The following is a 17,786-nucleotide window of genomic DNA, read 5'->3' as shown; positions in this document are numbered from 1 at the left end:
AGCTAAATTATAAGGAGAAACTCATGGTAAGTATGAGAGATTTATTGGAATGTGGTGTACATTTTGGACATCAAACAAGACGCTGGAATCCAAAGATGAAAAAATTCATTTTTGGCGAGAGAAAAGGTATTTATGTAATTGATTTGCAAAAAACTTTAAGATATTTTAGATATACCTATAATATCGTTCGTGATGCTGCCGCTGAAGGAAAAACTATACTTTTTGTTGGTACAAAAAAGCAAGCTGGTGGAGCGATTAAAGAATACGCTGAAAAATGCGGTATGCCTTATGTAAATCATAGATGGCTTGGCGGTATGATGACAAATTTTGGTACTATTCGCCAATCAATTAGAAAATTAGAAGTAATTGAAAAAATGGAAGAAGATGGAAGTATTAAGCTTTTAACTAAAAAAGAGGCTTTAATGCTTACAAGAAAAAAAGAAAAATTATTAGCTTATTTAGGTGGAATTCGTTATATGAAAACTCAACCTGATATGATTTTCGTTATAGATACAGTAAAAGAAAAAATTGCAGTTCAAGAAGCAAATAGATTAAGAATTCCTGTTGTAGCTCCACTAGATACAAACTGCGATCCTGATTTGGTAACTTATCCTATTCCAGGAAATGATGATGCAATCCGCTCAGTGCAACTTTTCTGCCAAGAAATGGCTGAAGCGATTAATGAAGGAAAAGCTTTAAGAGAACAAGATGGTGAAGCTTTGGCAAATGAAGAAAAAGAAATCACAGAAGAAGAGAAAAAAGAAGTTTTAGATGAAGTGATGAGCGAAGAAGACTTCGGTGAGGAGCAAGAATAATGGCTGAAATTACTGCTGCAATGGTAAAAGAACTCCGCGAAAGTACAGGCGCGGGGATGATGGATTGTAAAAATGCTTTGAGTGAAACAAATGGAGACTTTGACAAAGCAGTTCAACTTTTAAGAGAAAAAGGTTTAGGTAAGGCTGCTAAAAAAGCAGATAGACTTGCTGCAGAAGGTTTAGTAAGTGTAAAAGTAAGTGATGATTTTACAAGTGCAACGGTAAGTGAGATTAATTCCGAAACAGATTTTGTGGCAAAAAATGATCAGTTTATTGCTTTAACAAAAGACACTACAGCTCATATTCAAAGCAATAGCTTGCAAAGTGTAGAAGAACTTCATTCTAGTACAATCAATGGCATAAAATTTGAAGAATATTTAAAAAGTCAAATTGCAACTATCGGTGAAAACTTAGTTGTAAGAAGATTTGCTAGTTTAAAAGCAGGTGCAAATGGTGTAGTAAATGGGTATATCCATACCAATGGTCGTGTGGGTGTTATCATCGCTGCAGCTTGTGATAATGCTGAAGTAGCAAATAAATCAAGAGATTTCTTAAAACAACTTTGCATGCATATAGCTGCTATGAAACCAAGCTATTTAAGTTATGAAGATTTGGATATGACTTTTGTTGAAAATGAATACAAAGCTTTGGTTGCTGAACTTGAAAAAGAAAATGAAGAAAGACGCAGACTGAAAGATCCAAATAAACCTGAACATAAAATTCCTCAATTTGCAAGTCGCAAACAATTAAGCGATGCAATTTTAAAAGAAGCTGAAGAAAAAATCAAAGAAGAACTTAAAGCTCAAGGCAAACCTGAGAAAATTTGGGACAATATTATCCCTGGTAAAATGAATAGCTTTATAGCGGATAATTCTCAACTTGATAGCAAACTTACTTTAATGGGTCAATTTTATGTAATGGATGATAAAAAAACTATTGAACAAGTGATTGCTGAAAAAGAAAAAGAATTAGGCGGAAAAATCAAAATAGTTGAATTCATTCGTTTTGAAGTAGGAGAAGGTTTAGAAAAGAAAACCGAAGATTTTGCTGCTGAAGTTGCTGCACAGCTTTAAAGTATTAAAATGGAATTATTAAGAGCGGAAAATTTAGGTCATAGCTTTGATTATCCGCTCTTTGAAAATTTAAATTTTTCTTTAAATCAAAAAGATTGTATTGCTATACAAGGCAGTAGTGGCTGCGGAAAATCCACTCTTTTGCATATAATTTCTTCTTTATTAAAGCCAAACAAGGGCGAAGTTTTTTTTAAGGGTCAAAATCTTTACAAGATAAGTGAAAATGAAAGACTGAAAATTCGTCGTTATGACTTGGGCATCATTTTTCAAACCCATTATCTTTTTAAAGGTTTTTCAGCTTTAGAAAATATAGAACTTGCTAGTGTTTTATCAAACCAAGATTTAGATGAAAAAATCTTAAAAAAACTAGGTATTCATGAGCTTTTGAAACAAAAAATAGGTAAATTAAGCGGAGGTCAGCAACAACGCGTAAGCATAGCTAGAGTGCTTTGCAAAAAACCAAAAATTATTTTTGCCGATGAGGCTACGGGAAATTTGGATTTTGATAATGCTAAAAATGTTATAGAGCTTTTGGTTTCTTATGTCAAAGAAAATGATGCCGCTTTATTTTTTGTTACTCATGATTCTAAACTTGCTCAATTTTGTGATAAGACTTATATTTTAAATACCAATGGAATTTGTTAATTATTTAGGAGATAAAAATGTAGCCACCTTTATGTTGCTCTTTGCTAGAATGAGTGGACTTGTAGTATTTTTTCCTTTTTTTTCTCATAATTCTATCCCTATGATTATCAAAACTACTTTTGCATTATTTTTAACAATGTATTTATTCCCTTTAGCAAAACTTGAAATTTTGCATTTAGATAGTTTTTTTATTATACAGCTTTTAAGTGAAATTGTTTTTGGAATGATAGCAGGGCTTATGCTGCAGATTGTTTTTGCTATTGTTATGATGGCGGGCGAGCAGATAGCTTTTACTATGGGATTTACTATGGCAAGCGTTTTAGATCCAAGTTCTGGAACAAATATGCCTATTACTTCTCAAATTTTGCATTTGATTGCTTTATTATTTTTTCTTGCTTTTGATGGTCATCATTTAATGCTTTTATTTCTAAGTCATTCTTTGGGTTATATAAATCTTGGCGGTTTTTATCCTCATGAAAATTTAATGCATTATCTAAATATGGGGATGTTGAATATTTTCATTATAGGTTTTACGATGAGTTTTCCAATACTTGGAATTTCTCTTTTGGCAGATACTATTTTTGGGCTTTTAATGAAAACTATGCCACAATTTAATCTTTTAGTAATTGGTTATCCTATCAAGATAGCTTTAGGATTTGTAGTTCTAATAGCTATTTTGCTTGTGATGATGCAATATTTTAAAGATTTGATTTTGGAGGTTTTTACTCATATGCAAACTCTGTTTTTCGCCTAAGCAAAGGATAAATGAAAATGTTATAGAATAGCAATTATTTTTAAGGATTAAAGTGATGAAAATTTTACTTTTGAATGAAAACCCTGTTGTATCAAGACTTATAAGCTTGAGTGCAAAAAAAATGTCTTATGATTTTGAGGAAATTAATGCCTATGATGAAAATTTAGGTCATTATGATGTGATTATAGTTGACAGTGATACACCTGCTCCTTTGAAAATTCTTAAAGAAAAATGCGATAAATTAATTTTTTTAGCGCCGCGTAATCAAAGTGCGGATATTGATGCCTTAATTTTGCATAAACCATTTTTACCTACAGACTTTTTAAATTTACTCAATCAAGAAAATCTTAAAATCGCAGATGACACTATTTTGCCAATCGAAGAAGCTGAAAATCCTTACGCTAATATCAGTTTAGATTTAGATGGTTTAAATTTAGATGACTTGCCTGATGAAAATACTGAAGATACGCAAGAAAATAAGCTTTCTATGGAAGAAAATTTAGAATCTTTAGCTTTAGATGACATGGAAGAAGAAACAAACCAGAAAGAAATTGCTAGTGAAAATACCGATAAAGAATTAAATTTAGATGATTTAAGTCTTGATGAAGATCAAGAAGAGAATGAAGCGTCAGAACAAACCACAGCTAATCATATAGAGGAAAAAAATGAAGATGAGCAAGCTTTGGAAGTAGCATTTCAAGATGATATTTTAGATGATAAAACTAGCGAAGAAAATAAAGAAGAATTTGAAATTCAAGAGCAAGATACACAAGAACAAGATGCAAACCAAGATGAACAAGATAAAATAGAAGATACTCAAGAACTTGAAGATCAAGTTGATAATTTAAATGATGACTTAGTGCAAGATAATGAAAACTCTGAAGCTCAAGAAGCAATTGTAAATAATAATTTAGATACAAAAGAAGAAGCAGAATTTGAAGTGTCAGGAAAAGAGGAAAAACTTGAGAAAACCCAATCGCAAGATTTTATTACAGATGATTTTCCTATCGTTGAAGAGCAAGAAAGAAAAATCGATTTTGATGATATTCCAGAAGATGCTGAATTTTTAGGTCAAAGAAAAGAAGAGGATGAAGCTGTAGAGGATTTCTTGCCTGTTGTAGAAGATCAAGAAAATTTAAATGAACATGATGAATTTGAAGAAATGAGTAGCTTAAGCACTCAAGATCAAATCAAAGAAGAGTTAGCACAACTTGATGAGCTTGAATACGATATTGATAGCGATGATAGTATTAAGGTTTTAGAGGATTTTAAAGAAGAGCCTATTTTAGACGATAAAGATTTGCCAAATAATGATGAGGAAATCGTTGTTCCAAAATTAGAAATCAATGATTTTGATAGTTTAAAAGAAAGCGATATACAAGAAGCTTTAGGCGAAGAAATATCTACTTTAGAAGATAATAAAAGCGAGAAATTAAAAATCAAAGAAGATCAACTAGCAAGTGAAGCAAGTGAAGAAATTGTTAATGAATTAAGCCAAAGTATAGCAGGGGCTATTACTTCAAGCATTAAAGATGATACCTTAAAAGCAGCACTTAAGGGTATGAATATGAATATAAATATTAGCATTAGTTTTAATGAGGATAAAAATTGAGTGCTTTTATATTGTTGGTTTCAGGGCCAAGCGGAGCAGGAAAATCTACTCTTTTAAAAAGACTTTTTAATGAATTTCAAGAAGAGCTTTATTTTTCTATTTCTTCAACAACACGCTTGCCAAGAGAAGGTGAGCAGCATGGAGTGGATTATTATTTTATCACACATGATGAATTTCAACAAGGTATAGATAAGGAGCAATTTTTAGAATGGGCTAAAGTGCATGAAAATTTTTATGGCACTTCGCTTGAACATACACAAAATGCTTTAAATGATGGAAAAATAGTTGTTTTTGATATAGATGTACAAGGTTTTAAGATAGTCAAAAAGAAAATGGCTGAAAAAATCATTTCTGTTTTTATCACTACAAAAAATAAAGATGAATTAAAAAAAAGACTTATTAAGCGAAATACTGATACAATATTGCAACTAGAGAAGAGATTGCAAAATGCAAGTGATGAAATGAAAGAGCTTAATGAGTATGATTATTTTATCATTAACGATAAGCTAGAGGAAAGTTACGAAGCATTAAGAGCAATTTTAATTGCCCATAAGTTTAAGACTAAAGGGCAAAATCTAGAGCAAATTCAAAATATTTGGAACAAAGGAGAATAAAATGGGTGGTTGGTCAAGTCCAAGTCATTGGTTAATTATTTTATTAATTGTTGTATTACTTTTTGGAGCCAAAAAGATACCAGAGCTTGCAAAAGGCTTGGGTAAGGGTATTAAGACTTTTAAAGATGAAATGAGCAATGAGGATGAAGCAGCAAAAAATGCGCATAAAATCGAAGAAAAGCAAAATACAACCAATCATGCAAATACTGATGCAAATATAGATGAAGTAAAAAAATCTTAAGGCTTAGTTTTTGAAAAATATTATTTTTAATGAAGTTAAAAAAATTTTAGAGTGCGATTTTGCACTTGAAAATCCAAAGGATAAAAATCTAGCTCATTTTGCCACCCCTTTGGCTTTTTCTTTAGCTAAAGAATTAAGAAAATCGCCTATTTCTATAGCAAATGAACTAGCTGCTAAATTTCAAGAACATAGCTATTTTGATAAGGTTGAAGCACTCAATGGATATTTGAATTTTAGATTATCAAAAACCTTTTTAAATGAGCTTGCAAATAAAGCCTTACAAAATCCAAATGAATTTTCCAAAGGAGAGGATAAAACTGAAAGTTTTTTGCTTGAATATGTCAGTGCTAATCCTACAGGCCCTTTACATATAGGGCATGCAAGAGGTGCGGTTTTTGGTGATACTTTGGCACGCGTTGCAAAACACTTAGGATATAAATTTGACACAGAATATTATGTCAATGATGCGGGTAATCAAATTTATTTACTAGGACTTTCTATTTTCTTAAGCATTAAAGAAAGCATTTTAAAAGAGGAAGTGGAATATCCTGAGCAGTATTATAAGGGTGATTATATCACAGATCTTGCAAAGGAAGCCTATGAACACTTTTCTCAAGATTTTTTCAGCGAAGAAAATATCCCTAGTTTGGCTGATTGGGCAAAAGATAAAATGCTTGTTTTGATTAAACAAAATTTAGAACAAGCAAAGATTAAAATTGACAACTATGTAAGCGAAAGATCGTATTATGATGCTTTAAATGCAACTTTAGAATCTTTAAAAGAGCATAAAGGAATTTACGAGCAAGAAGGTAAAATTTGGCTTGCTTCGTCTTTAAAAGGAGATGAAAAAGATCGTGTTATTATCCGTGAAGATGGCCGTGGGACTTATTTAGCAGCGGATATAGTTTATCATAAGGATAAAATGAGTAGAGGCTATGATAAATGTATCAATATTTGGGGAGCAGATCATCATGGTTATATCCCTAGAATGAAAGCTGCGATGGAATTTTTGGGATTTGACTCTAATAATCTTGAGATTATTTTAGCACAAATGGTTTCCCTACTTAAAGATGGAGAACCTTATAAAATGAGTAAAAGAGCAGGAAATTTTATCTTGATGAGCGATGTGGTTGATGAGATAGGAAGTGATGCTTTGCGTTATATCTTTTTGAGCAAAAAATGCGATACGCATTTGGAATTTGATATTAGTGATTTGCAAAAAGAAGATAGTTCTAATCCTGTGTATTATATCAACTATGCTCATGCTAGAATTCATCAAGTTTTTGGCAAAGCGTGTAAAAAAATTGATGATGTGATTGATGCAGATTTACAAAGCCTAAATCAAGATGGAGTAAATTTGCTTTTTGAAGCTTTGAATTTAAAAGCTGTTTTAAGCGATGCTTTTGAAGCGCGCGCTTTGCAAAAAATTCCTGATTATCTTAAAAATTTAGCTGCAAATTTTCATAAATTCTACAATGAAAATAAAGTTGTAGGCTCTGCAAATGAAAATGATTTGCTTAAATTATTTTCTTTGGTTGCTCTTAGTATTAAAACCGCATTTTCTTTAATGGGTATTGAAGCGAAAAACAAAATGGAACATTAAAACAGCATTTTGCTGTTTTAATAATTTAGCAAAAATACTGCTATTATTACGATAATGATACCTAAAATTCCTATTTTGTTTAATTTTTCTTTATATAAAATCCATCCACCAAGACAAGTTCCTATGATGCCTATAGCACCCCAAGTTGAGTAAGCTATGCTTAAAGGAACATATTTTAAAGAAAAAGAAAGTAGAAAAAAAGCAAGTATAGCATTGACAATCGCAGCCAAGCCCCAAATTTTATGTTTAAAACCATCTGATTTTTTTAGTAATAAATTTGCTACGATATCTAACAATGCCGATAGAACAATGATAAAAATATACATTATTCTTTAACCTCGCCTATATTAATCAAGATGATTCCGATGATAGAAAGGGCGATGCCTAGCATTTGAGTTGAAGTTAGGCTTTCTTTAAAAAGTATAAAAGAAACTAAAAGTATAAGAATAATACCCAAAAGTTCCCACACAGCATAGGCAATTCCTACTTGAATTTTTTTAATTGCTTTTCCCATAAAGAAATAAGAAAAAGCTATAAAAATAGCCATAAAGCTATAGGCTAAAATAGGATTGTTCATTTTTAAAAAACTCGTACCTAAAACTTCAAAAACAATTGCACTAATAAGAAAGAACCAAGCTATAAAAAGTTCTTTTTTTATTAAATTCAAGAAAGCCCTCCTAAAAATAAATGGTAAAATCATATCATTTAAAGCTTTAATTAGCCTTTTTGTTTTATACTTTTAACTTTAGAAATCTTAAAGAAAGTGAGAATTTATGGGACGAGCGTTTGAATACCGAAGAGCTTCTAAAGAGGCTAGATGGGATAAAATGAGTAAGCTTTTTCCTAAGCTTGCTAAAGCCATACAAGTAGCTGCTAAAGAAGGTGGCACTGATCCTGATATGAATCCAAAATTAAGAAGTGCTATAGCCACAGCAAAAGCAAATAATATGCCAAAAGATAATATAGATGCGGCTATTAAGCGTGCAAGTGGAAAAGATAGCGCAGATATTAAAAACATTCATTATGAAGGAAAAGCTGCACATGGAGCTTTGGTTATAGTTGAATGTATGAGCGATAACCCTACACGCACCGTGGCTAATGTAAAAGCTATTTTTAGTAAAAATGGAGGAGAAGTTTTACAAAATGGATCTTTAGGCTTTATGTTTACTAGAAAAGCGGTTTTTCATCTTGAAAAATTTGCAGGAGATTTAGAAGAATTAGAGCTTGATTTGATCGATGCAGGGCTTGAAGAATTAGAGCAAAATGAAGAAGAGTTAGTAATTAGCGGTGATTATACTGCCTTTGGTGAGCTAAGTTCTGCTATAGAAGCTAAGGGTTTAGTTCTTAAAAAAGCAGGGCTTGAGTATATACCAAACAATCCTGTAAGCTTTAGCGAAGAACAGCTTAGCGATATAGAAAAACTTTTAGATAAGTTAGAAGATGATGATGATGTTCAAGCTGTTTATACAAATATAGATTAAGGAGAAATAATGATAAAAACAATCGACACAAGCAAAGTAAATGAATACAAATTTGCTCTTATAGAAACTGAAAAAGGCACAATGAAATTAAAACTTTTTGGTAATGAGGCTCCGCAAACGGTTTGTAATTTTGCTACTTTGGCTAATGAAGGGTTTTATAAAGATTTAAATTTTCATCGTGTGATCCCAAATTTTGTCATACAAGGAGGTTGTCCACACGGCAATGGTGTAGGTGGGCCTGGATATGAAATCATTTGCGAATGTGATGATCAAGAGCATAAACATGAGCGTGGAACTTTATCTATGGCACACGCAGGACGCGATACGGGTGGTTCTCAATTTTTCATTTGTCACAGCCCTCAAGCTCATTTAGATGGGGTTCATACTGTTTTTGGGCAAATTGATCCAAAAGATGAAGAAAGTTTAGAAGTTTTAGACTCTATACGCCAAGGAGATAAAATTTTAGACATAAAAATTTGCGATAAAATTTAAAAATTTAAAATTTTAAAACTTTTTTGAAACTACAATATTTACAAAGCTAGTCATAAGTTTGACTAGCTAAAAATGATTAATGTATAATTTTTTTTTAAACTTTTTTTTCTATAATCACAATTTTAATTTGCTAAATGTAACAAAATTACAAGGAGTTATGATTATGAAAACTAAGTTTTCACTTATTTTAAGTGCTTGTCTTCTTTCATCTTCACTTTTTGCTAAAAATACAGATGATGAGATAACCAAGCTTCAAAAACAGCTTGCACAAATTCAAGCTGAACTTGCACAAATCAGAAAAGAAAGGGAAGCTCAAGCTAAGCAAAATGAAGCTGTAAAAGCTGAACTTGCTGATCTTAATGATAGAGCCGATGAAACAGAATTCCAAGCTGCTTTGAGCAAGGTTAAATTTGGACTTGAGTTTTCAACAGCAGTTTCAAATACAAACTATAAAGTTAGCGGACAAGATTATAGTGCTAATAACAAATGGATGAATGAGCTTCATTTAAATATGAATGCTGATATTAATGATAAAACCAAATTCTATGGTCGTTTATCTATGGCTAAAAATTGGTCTCAAATGGGTTGGAGTGGTACTCCTTATGACTTAGATGCAGGAAGAAACACAAGATCAAGCGGGCCTGTACTTTATGTAGATAGAGCTTATCTTGACTACTACATCACACCTGAATGGATTGCAACCGTAGGAAGACAACCAGGAACCGATGGCCCAGGAAGTAATCTTAGAAACAATGCTTTAAGACAATCAACTTATCCAGCCTTAGCGATTAATGCTCTAGGTGATGCAGCAGTGATCACTTATAAACCTGAAAGTTTGCAAGATCATAAAGTAGCTATCCGTGCAGCTTATGGTAAAACTTATCAATGGGATGAAGAAGGCAAGGTAAGAGACTGGATGAGCGATCAAAAAGATGCTGATGCAAATCTTTACTATGCTGCAGTAGAAGGAGAGCTTCCTATAGAAGGTATGGGAGATAATTTAATATTATTTAATATTGCATATTTAAGCGATTTTGCTTTGCCACTTAACAATGGTCCAATTGCTTTACCTGGTACTGGTAGCGGTGCTACTACTATTCTTGATGATGATGGTGTGGTAAATTTAGGAGATTTAACTATAGCAAATCTTCATTTTGAAAATTATAAAGCTTTTGGAACAAATTTTAATTATTTTCTATCTTTAGGTTATTCTCACGGGAACAACAATCAATTAAGCCCTACATTAAGTGCAATTATTAAAGGGCAAGGTTATGGTAATGGTAAATTTAATGAAGAAGATGGTTATGCTGTGCATGTAGGCGGACGCTATGATTTTACCAAGGCTTTAAAAGTAGGGTATGAGTTCTTCTGGGGAAGTAGATACTGGTATACTATGAGCCGTCCAAGTATCAACGATCCACTTAATATAAGAATGACAAGAGGAACAGCACATGATTTTTATGTGATTTATCAACTTGATAGATATCAATTCTTACGCTTAAGTTATACTAATATCCAAAATATTTGGGGTAATCGTGGCTTGCCATTTGGTGGAGCGAAAAAAGATAAAGCAAGAGCTGATAATATCATGTTAATGTATAATGTAAAATTCTAAGGAGCAAAAGATGAGAAAAATACTTTTTGCAAGTTTATTACCTATCATTGCTTTGGCTGATTGTGCAAGTTTGATGGCAAAATACGAAGCTCCAGAGCCAGAGTCAAAAACAATGAAACAAGTTGAACGCTGGATTAATAAAAAAGTTAGCGATCCAGCTGATGCTGCCGTTTTAAAAGAGTGCATGATCGCTCGTGCAGCGGACAATCCAAATCAAGTTTCGGTTGCAGGTAAATAAAAAAAGCGGTGCAAAACCGCTTTTTACTGTTTAATCTTTTAAGCTACAATTTTTTAAAATTTTCTTCAAATAAGGCTAATATGCAAGAAATCATTTCTTTTATTGTTGAGACGGCTAGTGCTTGGGGGTATTTGGGTATTATTATCCTAATGACCTTAGAGAGTTGTTTTATACCTTTTCCAAGTGAAGTTGTTATGATACCTGCTGGATATTTGGCACATAAAGGTGATCTTGATATCACTCTTTGCATACTTAGCGGGACTTTAGGTTCTGTTTTAGGAGCTTTGATTAATTATTATATTTGCTTTTTTTGGGGTAAAAAATTCGTACTTAAATGGGGTAAATATTTTGGTATCAATGAAGCTAAATTTGCCAAATTTGAAGAATTTTTTAATAAACACGGAGAATTTTCCACCTTTACTTGTAGGCTTTTGCCAGGAATTCGTCAGTATATTTCCATGCCTGCAGGTTTGGTAAGAATGAAACTTATAAATTTTATACTTTTTACTGCACTTGGTAGTGCTATTTGGGTGGCTATACTTGTATTTTTGGGTTATTATATAGGAGAAAATGAAGAATTGATTAAAGCCTACTTGACTCAAATTCTTATTGCTATAGTTATTTTTATAATTTTAGCAAGTTTAATTTATATCAAAATCAAAAAGCCTTTTGCTAAAAAGGCTTAAATTTTATCGTTCACACTTTGTATAGCATTTTTAATTTGCAGTTTTGAATTTTCTAGCTTGATTTTTTCTCTTTCGTTAAAATCTAGTTCAAAGATTTTTTCTACCCCATTTTTTCCTATGATAGCAGGCAATGAAAATGCTAAATCATCAAAAACCACGCTTACGGGATACAAGCTTTTTCTATCTTCTAAAACAGCTTTAGCTAAATTTGCACAAGAAGTTCCTATGCCAAATTCGGTTCTTCCTTTGCGCTTATAGATAAAATATCCCTCATCAACAACTGCTTTTTCGATATTTTCTATATCTAATTTTTTACCCATCTTATCGCAAAATGTTAGTAAATTTTGCCCTAAAACACTAGCCGTAGAAAGGGCGGCAAATTGCGAATCCCCATGTTCTCCTATCATATAAGCGGTGATATCTTTAGGATTAAGATCTAAATCTTTGGCTAGAATTTTTTTAAGTCTAGAGCTATCAAGATTGGTTCCACTTCCAAAAACATGATTTTTAGGTAAAGAGCTTAGAATTTGAGTATAATAAGTAATCGTATCATTTGGATTTGTAGCAACGATATATTTACCCTTAAAATTTGCATGTTTTAAATTTAAAACAATATCCTTAAGCTCGGTGATATTGTTTTGAAGCTCAACTAAACGACTGGATAATTCTTTTAAATTTTCTTTTCTGAAAGCTAGGATGATAATATCACAACTTGCTAGTTGTTCTAAATTTGTAGCATGAATTATTCTCGTATAAGAAGAATGAATCGCAGACATATCTTCTAAATCTCTTGCGTGTGCTAAGGCTAAGTCTTGCTTGATATCATATAAATAAAGTTCGGAGCAAATATTTTGCACAACAATATTATAAGCACTTGCTGCACCCACAAAACCCAAACCCACAATACCGATTTTTGACATTTTATTTCCTTTGCTTTGAAATTTTGTTATAATTATATAAATTTGATTTTAAAGAAATTATAAATATGCAAAAGCCTGATATTCAAAGTTTAACAAATTTTCTAATCGACTATACCAAAACACTTTTAAGCGCAGGAACTTACACAGCTAGAGTTGCTAAATGCGTTGGCAGGATAGCTCAAGTTTATGGATACGAGATCAATATTAATTTCTTTTTTCACCATATCACTTTAAATATTGTAGATATTGAAGATAATTCCATACAAAGAACCTATGTAATACCCAATCATCATGCTCATATTAATTTTAAACTTATTTTTGAATTAAGTGCTTTAAGTTGGGCCATATACGATCACAAATACGAACTTGAAAAAGCAAAATCAGCCTTTAATGCTATAAGTATTCAAAAAAAACATTCTTATATCTTAAATCTTTTATTTGTTTCTATAGCTAATTCAGGTTTTTGTAGACTTTTTGGCGGGGATTTTGGCGCAGGGGTTTTGGTATTTTTTGCGACTTTTTTAGGACTGCTTTTAAGATTTGCCCTTACTAAGATAAAAATAGATTTAAGAATTCAATACATTCTTTGCTCTTTTGTTTCTTCTTGGTTTGTATTTTTGGGTTTAGATATGGGCTATACAAATACTTCTGATGCAGCACTTGGTTCTAGCATCTTATATCTTATACCGGGGGTATTTTTTATCAATTCTATAATCGATATATTAAAAGATCATATTTTAATGGGTTTAAGTCGTATTATCAGCGTAGCTATTTTAATTTGCTGTATCGCTCTTGGAATTTATATGACTCTTAGTATTTCAAAATTTGGGATTTTACAATGATTGAATTTATCTTAAAAGATATGTTTTTTGCTGCTATGGCTGGGTTTGGTTTCGCATATGCTTGTAATCCTCCTTTAAAAACTCTTATTTTATCTGCACTCTTAGCGGCCATTGCTCACGGACTTCGCTTTACTTTGATAGAATATTTTCATTTTGAAACTTTGGCAATTGCAACTTTTGTAGCTTCTTTTTGCGTGGGTTGTTTGGGTATTGCTTTGGCTAAGATTATTAAAACCCCTGCTGAGGTTATTGCTTTTCCTGCGCTTATTCCTATGATACCTGGTATTTATGCTTATAAGGCTATTTTATATCTTATCTCTTTTATACGCAGTGATGATTTAAAGGCTAAGTCTGAATTTTTGGTGCAGTTTTTTGATTATTTTTTTACCACACTTTCGGTAACTTTGGCTTTGGCTATAGGGGTAAGCGTTACCTTGCTTATATTCTTTGAGCAAAGTTTTATGATGACAAGGCATGCTAAAAAGCATTGATTTTTGTTTAATCTTTCTTATTATAATTTTGAAAATTTTATAAAAAAAGGAAAAATACATGTTGTGTCCTGTTTGTAATGTTGATTTGGTAATGAGCGATAGAAGCGGAGTTGAGATTGATTATTGTCCAAAGTGTCGCGGTGTTTGGCTTGATCGTGGAGAACTTGATAAAATCATAGAACGCAGCACTCCTAATACGGCAAGTTTTAACCAAGCTCCAAGACAAGAGCCTAGATATAATGATCATTCTTATAGTCACCAAAGCCACGATCATTATTACAAAAAGAAAAAAAGAGAAAGCTGGCTAGGCGAACTTTTTGATTTTTAATTTTTATGAAAAATATAAATCTTTATATCCTTTTTAGTTTAATATCTTAAAATATCAAGCAAAAAGGATATAAAATGTATGAATTTTTACTACACGAACCCTTAGCGAATAAATCTAAACATAACCACGAAGATCACTCTCATGAACATCATCATGCTGATGCAAGGAGTGTGGATAAAAAAATATTGAAAATTTCTCTTTTGATGACTTTTTCAATGATGCTGGTTCAATTTATATACTCTTTACTTTCTAATTCTCTTGCGCTTTTAAGTGATACTTTGCATATGTTTTCAGATGTTTTTGCTCTAACACTTAGTTTTTTAGCTATTATCGCTATAGAAAAATGGCAGGATCATCAAAAGACTTTTGGTTATTTTCGCTTAGAAATTTTGGTCGCATTTATCAATGCTTTAACCATCATTTTATCTGCGATTTTTATTATCTATGAAGCCATAGAAAAACTTATAAATCCAAGCAGTATTGATGCTAAAACTATGATAATTGTAGCTGTTTTAGGTTTTTTGGTAAATGCTATAAATGCTTTTATGATGTTTAGAGGTGCAAATTTAGAAAATGTCAATATGAAATCAGCCTTTTTGCATATGATGAGCGATTTGTTGGGTTCTTTGGTGGTGATTATAGGTGGTATTGCTGTATATTTTAGTGGCATAGTTTATATAGATACGATTTTAGCTATTATTTTATCGCTCTTACTTTTAAGATGGTCTGTAACACTTCTTAAGCAAAGTGTAAATGTTTTACTTGAAACCTCTCCTGTGGATATAGAAGAGGTAAAACAAGCTTTGCTTTTAAATTCTAAAGTAGAAGAGGTGATTGATTTGCATATCACACAAATTACCAATAAAATGTTAGTAGCTTCTATGCATTTACGAGTTAATATCGATGATTTAAAAGAATTTGAACAATTATCTTATGATTTGTCGCATGATTTGTTACACCGATTTGAAATAGGGCATATTACCATTCAACCTTTAAGGAGTAAAAATGAAATTTAAAGTCGCAAATATCAATTGTCAAAATTGTGCAAATTTGATTAAAAATTCTTTAGAAGATATTTTTGGAGAGATCAAAATAGATCTTGATGCAAATCCCCGCACGCTAAGTTTGAATTTAGATAGCTCAAGAGAAGAAGAATTTAAAAAAGAACTTGGCGAACTTGGTTTTGAAGTTTTAGAAAAGATTGAATAATGCAAGAATTTCGTGTAAAAATAGGCAAAATGACTTGCGTAAATTGCTCTAATGCCATAGAGCGTGCTTGTAAGAAAATACAAGGAGTGAGTGATGCAAGTGTTTCTTATGTGAATTCTAGTGGGGTATTTTTACTCGAAGATGAGGCAAGGAGTCAAGATGTGATTGAAAAAATTCAAAGTCTTGGCTTTGAGATTTTAGAAAATGAGCAAAATTTGGAAGAATACCGTAAAAAAGAACTCATCTCCTTGCGTAAAAATTTGCTTTTAAGTATAGTTTTAAGTGCTTTGATCATGTATTTTGAAATGTTTGACACAAGTTTTTTAAGTCAAAATATGCAAATGCTTCTAAGCTTTTTTGTGATTTTTTATTGCGGTAGGACTTTTTTTTCTCATGCGATTAAGGGTTTAAAAAATTGGAATTTAGATATGAATACCTTAATCGCTTTAGGCTGTATCAGTGCCTTTGCTTACTCTTTTTGTATATATTTAAATCTTTTTGAAGATGAAAAGCACCTTTATTTTAGTGGTGCGGCCATGATTATAAGTTTTGTGCTTTTGGGTAAATTTTTAGAGACAAATGCTAAATTTAAGGCTTTGAATTATCAAAAAAGACTCAATGAAATTGATATAAAAAAGGCTAAAATTTTAAATGAAGCAGGGGAGCTTAATGAAATTTTAAGTGCTTTTGTTAAAAATGGAGATATTATAGTAGTAAGAGAGGGTGAAAGCGTAGCAGTTGATGGGGTAGTGATCCAAGGTAAGGCCGAGATTGATACGAGTTTTTTAAGCGGAGAATTTTTGCCTAGCAGTGTAAGAGTTGATGATGAGATAAAGGCAGGCTCTATACTTTTAAATGGAAATTTACATATAAAAGCAAGTAAAAAGGCTATGGATAGCACTTTAGAACAGATCAAAGATCTTGTCTTTAAAGCAGGAAATGTCAAAACTCCTTTGGAAAATTCAGTCGATAGAATTTCTAGATATTTTGTCATCACAATAATCGCTTTTGCCTTGGCAGTTTTTGTATTTTGGAGCTTTAAAGCAGGCGTAAGTGAAGCTTTTTTACACGCTTGTGCAGTCCTTTTAATCTCTTGCCCTTGCGCCTTAGGGCTTGCAACTCCTATCGCTTTAATTACCGCTCAAGGTGCGGCGATGAAAAATTTTATCCTAATCAAAAACCCTGCCGCTTTAGAAAATTTAAATAAAATCAAGACAGCTTTTTTTGATAAAACAGGCACTTTAACGCAAAACAATCTAGAACTTTTTAGGCACAATTTAAATGCCAAAGATTTTCAAATGCTAGCCTTAATCGAAAGTTCAAGTTCTCATCCTATCGCTAAGGCTATCTTTAAAGCTTCTAAGATAAAAGCTCAAATTCTAAAAGGAAGTAGTGAAATTTTTATAGGCAAGGGTGTAAAATACATAGAAGAAAATGAAGAATACTTGCTAGGAAATTTAAAATTTATGCAAGAGAGTGGAGTAAAAAATTTAGAAAAGGCAGATGAATTTTTACAGAGTTTAAAAGAAGAAGCTTTAATTTGTGTGTATTTTGCTAAAAATGGTGAGTGCTTAGGGGTGCTTACTCTAAAAAATACCTTAAAAGAAGGGGCTAAAGAGCTTATAGAGGATTTTAAAAAGCAAAAAATTCAAAGCATTATTTTAAGTGGAGATAATGAAAAAAGCGTACAAAGTATCGCAAATTTATTGGGTATTGCTGATTTTAAGGCAGGATTGTTGCCTGAAGAAAAATTGCAAATCATTAAAGAGCATAAGCAAAATTCACTTTTTGTAGGAGATGGGATTAATGATGCAGCTGCTTTAAATTTAGCAAGTGTGAGTATGAGTTTTAAAGAAGGAAGTGATTTAGCTAAAAATGCTGGAGATTTTATACTTATGAAAGATGATTTAAGGCTTATTTCTTGGTGTTTTAAGCTTGCTAAAAAGACAAAAAATATTATTAAGCTCAATCTTTTTTGGGCGTTTTTTTATAATATTCTTTGTATTCCCATAGCCGCAGGCTTTGTGCCTTTCATCACTTTAAGTCCTCATTTAGCAGCACTTGCAATGTGTTTTAGCTCACTTTGTGTAGTGCTTAATTCTCTAAGACTTAGAAAAGTCTAAGCTT

General features: G+C 31.9%; 22 protein-coding genes. 19 read left to right on the top strand and 3 right to left on the bottom strand.

What is annotated here, in order from left to right; genetic code table 11:
• Window positions 1-23: 23 nt before the first annotated feature.
• The 8 genes from rpsB to argS are packed head-to-tail and all read left to right on the top strand — an operon-like array spanning window position 24 to window position 7,357.
• Window positions 24-815 (top strand): 30S ribosomal protein S2, encoded by a 792-nt coding sequence (gene rpsB / locus BGS43_RS01610; RefSeq protein WP_042963598.1) that lies wholly within the window; start codon window positions 24-26, stop codon window positions 813-815.
• Entirely contained in the window at window positions 815-1,888 is a 1,074-nt protein-coding gene (gene tsf / locus BGS43_RS01605) for a translation elongation factor Ts (protein ID WP_042963599.1), read from the top strand. The genes rpsB and tsf overlap by 1 nt, the downstream gene beginning before the upstream one ends.
• Before the next feature lie 9 nt (window positions 1,889-1,897).
• Complete coding sequence (locus BGS43_RS01600) at window positions 1,898-2,533, top strand: ABC transporter ATP-binding protein (protein ID WP_002825316.1); 636 nt, start codon at window positions 1,898-1,900, stop codon at window positions 2,531-2,533.
• Window positions 2,520-3,287, top strand: coding sequence for a flagellar biosynthetic protein FliR (gene fliR / locus BGS43_RS01595; RefSeq protein ID WP_002825317.1), 768 nt, complete (start codon window positions 2,520-2,522; stop codon window positions 3,285-3,287). Before BGS43_RS01600 ends, fliR begins: the two co-directional genes overlap by 14 nt.
• A 55-nt stretch (window positions 3,288-3,342) precedes the next feature.
• Complete coding sequence (locus BGS43_RS01590; RefSeq protein WP_002825319.1) at window positions 3,343-4,899, top strand: hypothetical protein; 1,557 nt, start codon at window positions 3,343-3,345, stop codon at window positions 4,897-4,899.
• Window positions 4,896-5,513 carry a guanylate kinase gene (gene gmk / locus BGS43_RS01585; RefSeq protein ID WP_002825320.1) on the top strand — a complete coding sequence of 206 codons (618 nt, stop codon included), beginning with the start codon at window positions 4,896-4,898 and terminating at the stop codon, window positions 5,511-5,513. The genes BGS43_RS01590 and gmk overlap by 4 nt, the downstream gene beginning before the upstream one ends.
• 1 nt (window position 5,514) lies before the next feature.
• Window positions 5,515-5,754 (top strand): Sec-independent protein translocase subunit TatA/TatB, encoded by a 240-nt coding sequence (locus tag BGS43_RS01580; RefSeq protein WP_002777313.1) that lies wholly within the window; start codon window positions 5,515-5,517, stop codon window positions 5,752-5,754.
• A 10-nt stretch (window positions 5,755-5,764) separates the two neighbouring features.
• Complete coding sequence (argS, locus tag BGS43_RS01575) at window positions 5,765-7,357, top strand: arginine--tRNA ligase (RefSeq protein ID WP_042963601.1); 1,593 nt, start codon at window positions 5,765-5,767, stop codon at window positions 7,355-7,357.
• Window positions 7,358-7,374: 17 nt separating this feature from the next.
• On the opposite strand, the gene BGS43_RS01570 is transcribed toward argS, so the two are convergent.
• Both BGS43_RS01570 and BGS43_RS01565 read right to left on the bottom strand, forming a co-directional pair.
• Window positions 7,375-7,683 carry a DMT family transporter gene (locus BGS43_RS01570; protein ID WP_002780599.1) on the bottom strand — a complete coding sequence of 103 codons (309 nt, stop codon included), beginning with the start codon at window positions 7,681-7,683 and terminating at the stop codon, window positions 7,375-7,377.
• Window positions 7,683-8,057 carry a DMT family transporter gene (locus BGS43_RS01565; RefSeq protein WP_072212077.1) on the bottom strand — a complete coding sequence of 125 codons (375 nt, stop codon included), beginning with the start codon at window positions 8,055-8,057 and terminating at the stop codon, window positions 7,683-7,685. The genes BGS43_RS01570 and BGS43_RS01565 overlap by 1 nt, the downstream gene beginning before the upstream one ends.
• Window positions 8,058-8,130: 73 nt before the next feature.
• Here BGS43_RS01565 and BGS43_RS01560 point away from each other — a divergent pair, with 73 nt between their 5' ends.
• The 5 genes from BGS43_RS01560 to BGS43_RS01540 all read left to right on the top strand — a co-directional run bounded on the left by BGS43_RS01560 (window position 8,131) and on the right by BGS43_RS01540 (window position 11,869).
• The gene (locus BGS43_RS01560; protein WP_002780603.1) at window positions 8,131-8,838 is read left to right on the top strand and encodes a YebC/PmpR family DNA-binding transcriptional regulator; all 708 of its coding nucleotides are present in this window, start codon (window positions 8,131-8,133) and stop codon (window positions 8,836-8,838) included.
• A 9-nt stretch (window positions 8,839-8,847) separates the two neighbouring features.
• On the top strand, window positions 8,848-9,330 hold the full coding sequence (locus BGS43_RS01555; RefSeq protein WP_002825322.1) for a peptidylprolyl isomerase: 483 nt from the start codon (window positions 8,848-8,850) through the stop codon (window positions 9,328-9,330).
• A 163-nt stretch (window positions 9,331-9,493) separates the two neighbouring features.
• Window positions 9,494-10,945 carry an outer membrane tyrosine kinase gene (gene omp50, locus BGS43_RS01550; protein WP_042963602.1) on the top strand — a complete coding sequence of 484 codons (1,452 nt, stop codon included), beginning with the start codon at window positions 9,494-9,496 and terminating at the stop codon, window positions 10,943-10,945.
• Between the two features lie 10 nt (window positions 10,946-10,955).
• Window positions 10,956-11,183 (top strand): hypothetical protein, encoded by a 228-nt coding sequence (locus tag BGS43_RS01545; RefSeq protein WP_002822505.1) that lies wholly within the window; start codon window positions 10,956-10,958, stop codon window positions 11,181-11,183.
• Window positions 11,184-11,263: 80 nt separating this feature from the next.
• The gene (locus BGS43_RS01540) at window positions 11,264-11,869 is read left to right on the top strand and encodes a DedA family protein (protein WP_042963604.1); all 606 of its coding nucleotides are present in this window, start codon (window positions 11,264-11,266) and stop codon (window positions 11,867-11,869) included.
• Here BGS43_RS01540 and BGS43_RS01535 read toward each other — a convergent pair.
• The gene (locus tag BGS43_RS01535; protein WP_096568559.1) at window positions 11,866-12,789 is read right to left on the bottom strand and encodes a lactate/malate family dehydrogenase; all 924 of its coding nucleotides are present in this window, start codon (window positions 12,787-12,789) and stop codon (window positions 11,866-11,868) included. The genes BGS43_RS01540 and BGS43_RS01535 overlap by 4 nt on opposite strands.
• Window positions 12,790-12,854: 65 nt before the next feature.
• Between BGS43_RS01535 and BGS43_RS01530 the strand changes: the two genes are divergently transcribed.
• The 6 genes from BGS43_RS01530 (at window position 12,855) to BGS43_RS01505 (ending at window position 17,782) form a co-directional block, all read left to right on the top strand.
• On the top strand, window positions 12,855-13,631 hold the full coding sequence (locus tag BGS43_RS01530; RefSeq protein ID WP_002822510.1) for a threonine/serine exporter family protein: 777 nt from the start codon (window positions 12,855-12,857) through the stop codon (window positions 13,629-13,631).
• Window positions 13,628-14,122 (top strand): threonine/serine exporter family protein, encoded by a 495-nt coding sequence (locus tag BGS43_RS01525; RefSeq protein ID WP_002780608.1) that lies wholly within the window; start codon window positions 13,628-13,630, stop codon window positions 14,120-14,122. Before BGS43_RS01530 ends, BGS43_RS01525 begins: the two co-directional genes overlap by 4 nt.
• A gap of 58 nt (window positions 14,123-14,180) precedes the next feature.
• Window positions 14,181-14,450, top strand: a complete 270-nt coding sequence (locus tag BGS43_RS01520) for a TFIIB-type zinc ribbon-containing protein (RefSeq protein WP_002777256.1) — start codon at window positions 14,181-14,183, stop codon at window positions 14,448-14,450.
• 74 nt (window positions 14,451-14,524) lie between these two features.
• Window positions 14,525-15,466 (top strand): CDF family cation-efflux transporter CzcD, encoded by a 942-nt coding sequence (czcD, locus tag BGS43_RS01515; RefSeq protein WP_002783007.1) that lies wholly within the window; start codon window positions 14,525-14,527, stop codon window positions 15,464-15,466.
• Window positions 15,456-15,659, top strand: a complete 204-nt coding sequence (locus tag BGS43_RS01510; protein ID WP_002777252.1) for a heavy-metal-associated domain-containing protein — start codon at window positions 15,456-15,458, stop codon at window positions 15,657-15,659. The genes czcD and BGS43_RS01510 overlap by 11 nt, the downstream gene beginning before the upstream one ends.
• On the top strand, window positions 15,659-17,782 hold the full coding sequence (locus tag BGS43_RS01505; protein ID WP_025399088.1) for a heavy metal translocating P-type ATPase: 2,124 nt from the start codon (window positions 15,659-15,661) through the stop codon (window positions 17,780-17,782). The genes BGS43_RS01510 and BGS43_RS01505 overlap by 1 nt, the downstream gene beginning before the upstream one ends.
• Window positions 17,783-17,786: the final 4 nt, after the last annotated feature.

The sequence above is a fragment of the Campylobacter sp. 110 genome, assembly GCF_002383965.1.
GTDB classification, from domain to species: Bacteria; Campylobacterota; Campylobacteria; order Campylobacterales; family Campylobacteraceae; genus Campylobacter_D; species Campylobacter_D coli.
This window is presented reverse-complemented; position numbering and strand designations above follow the sequence as displayed.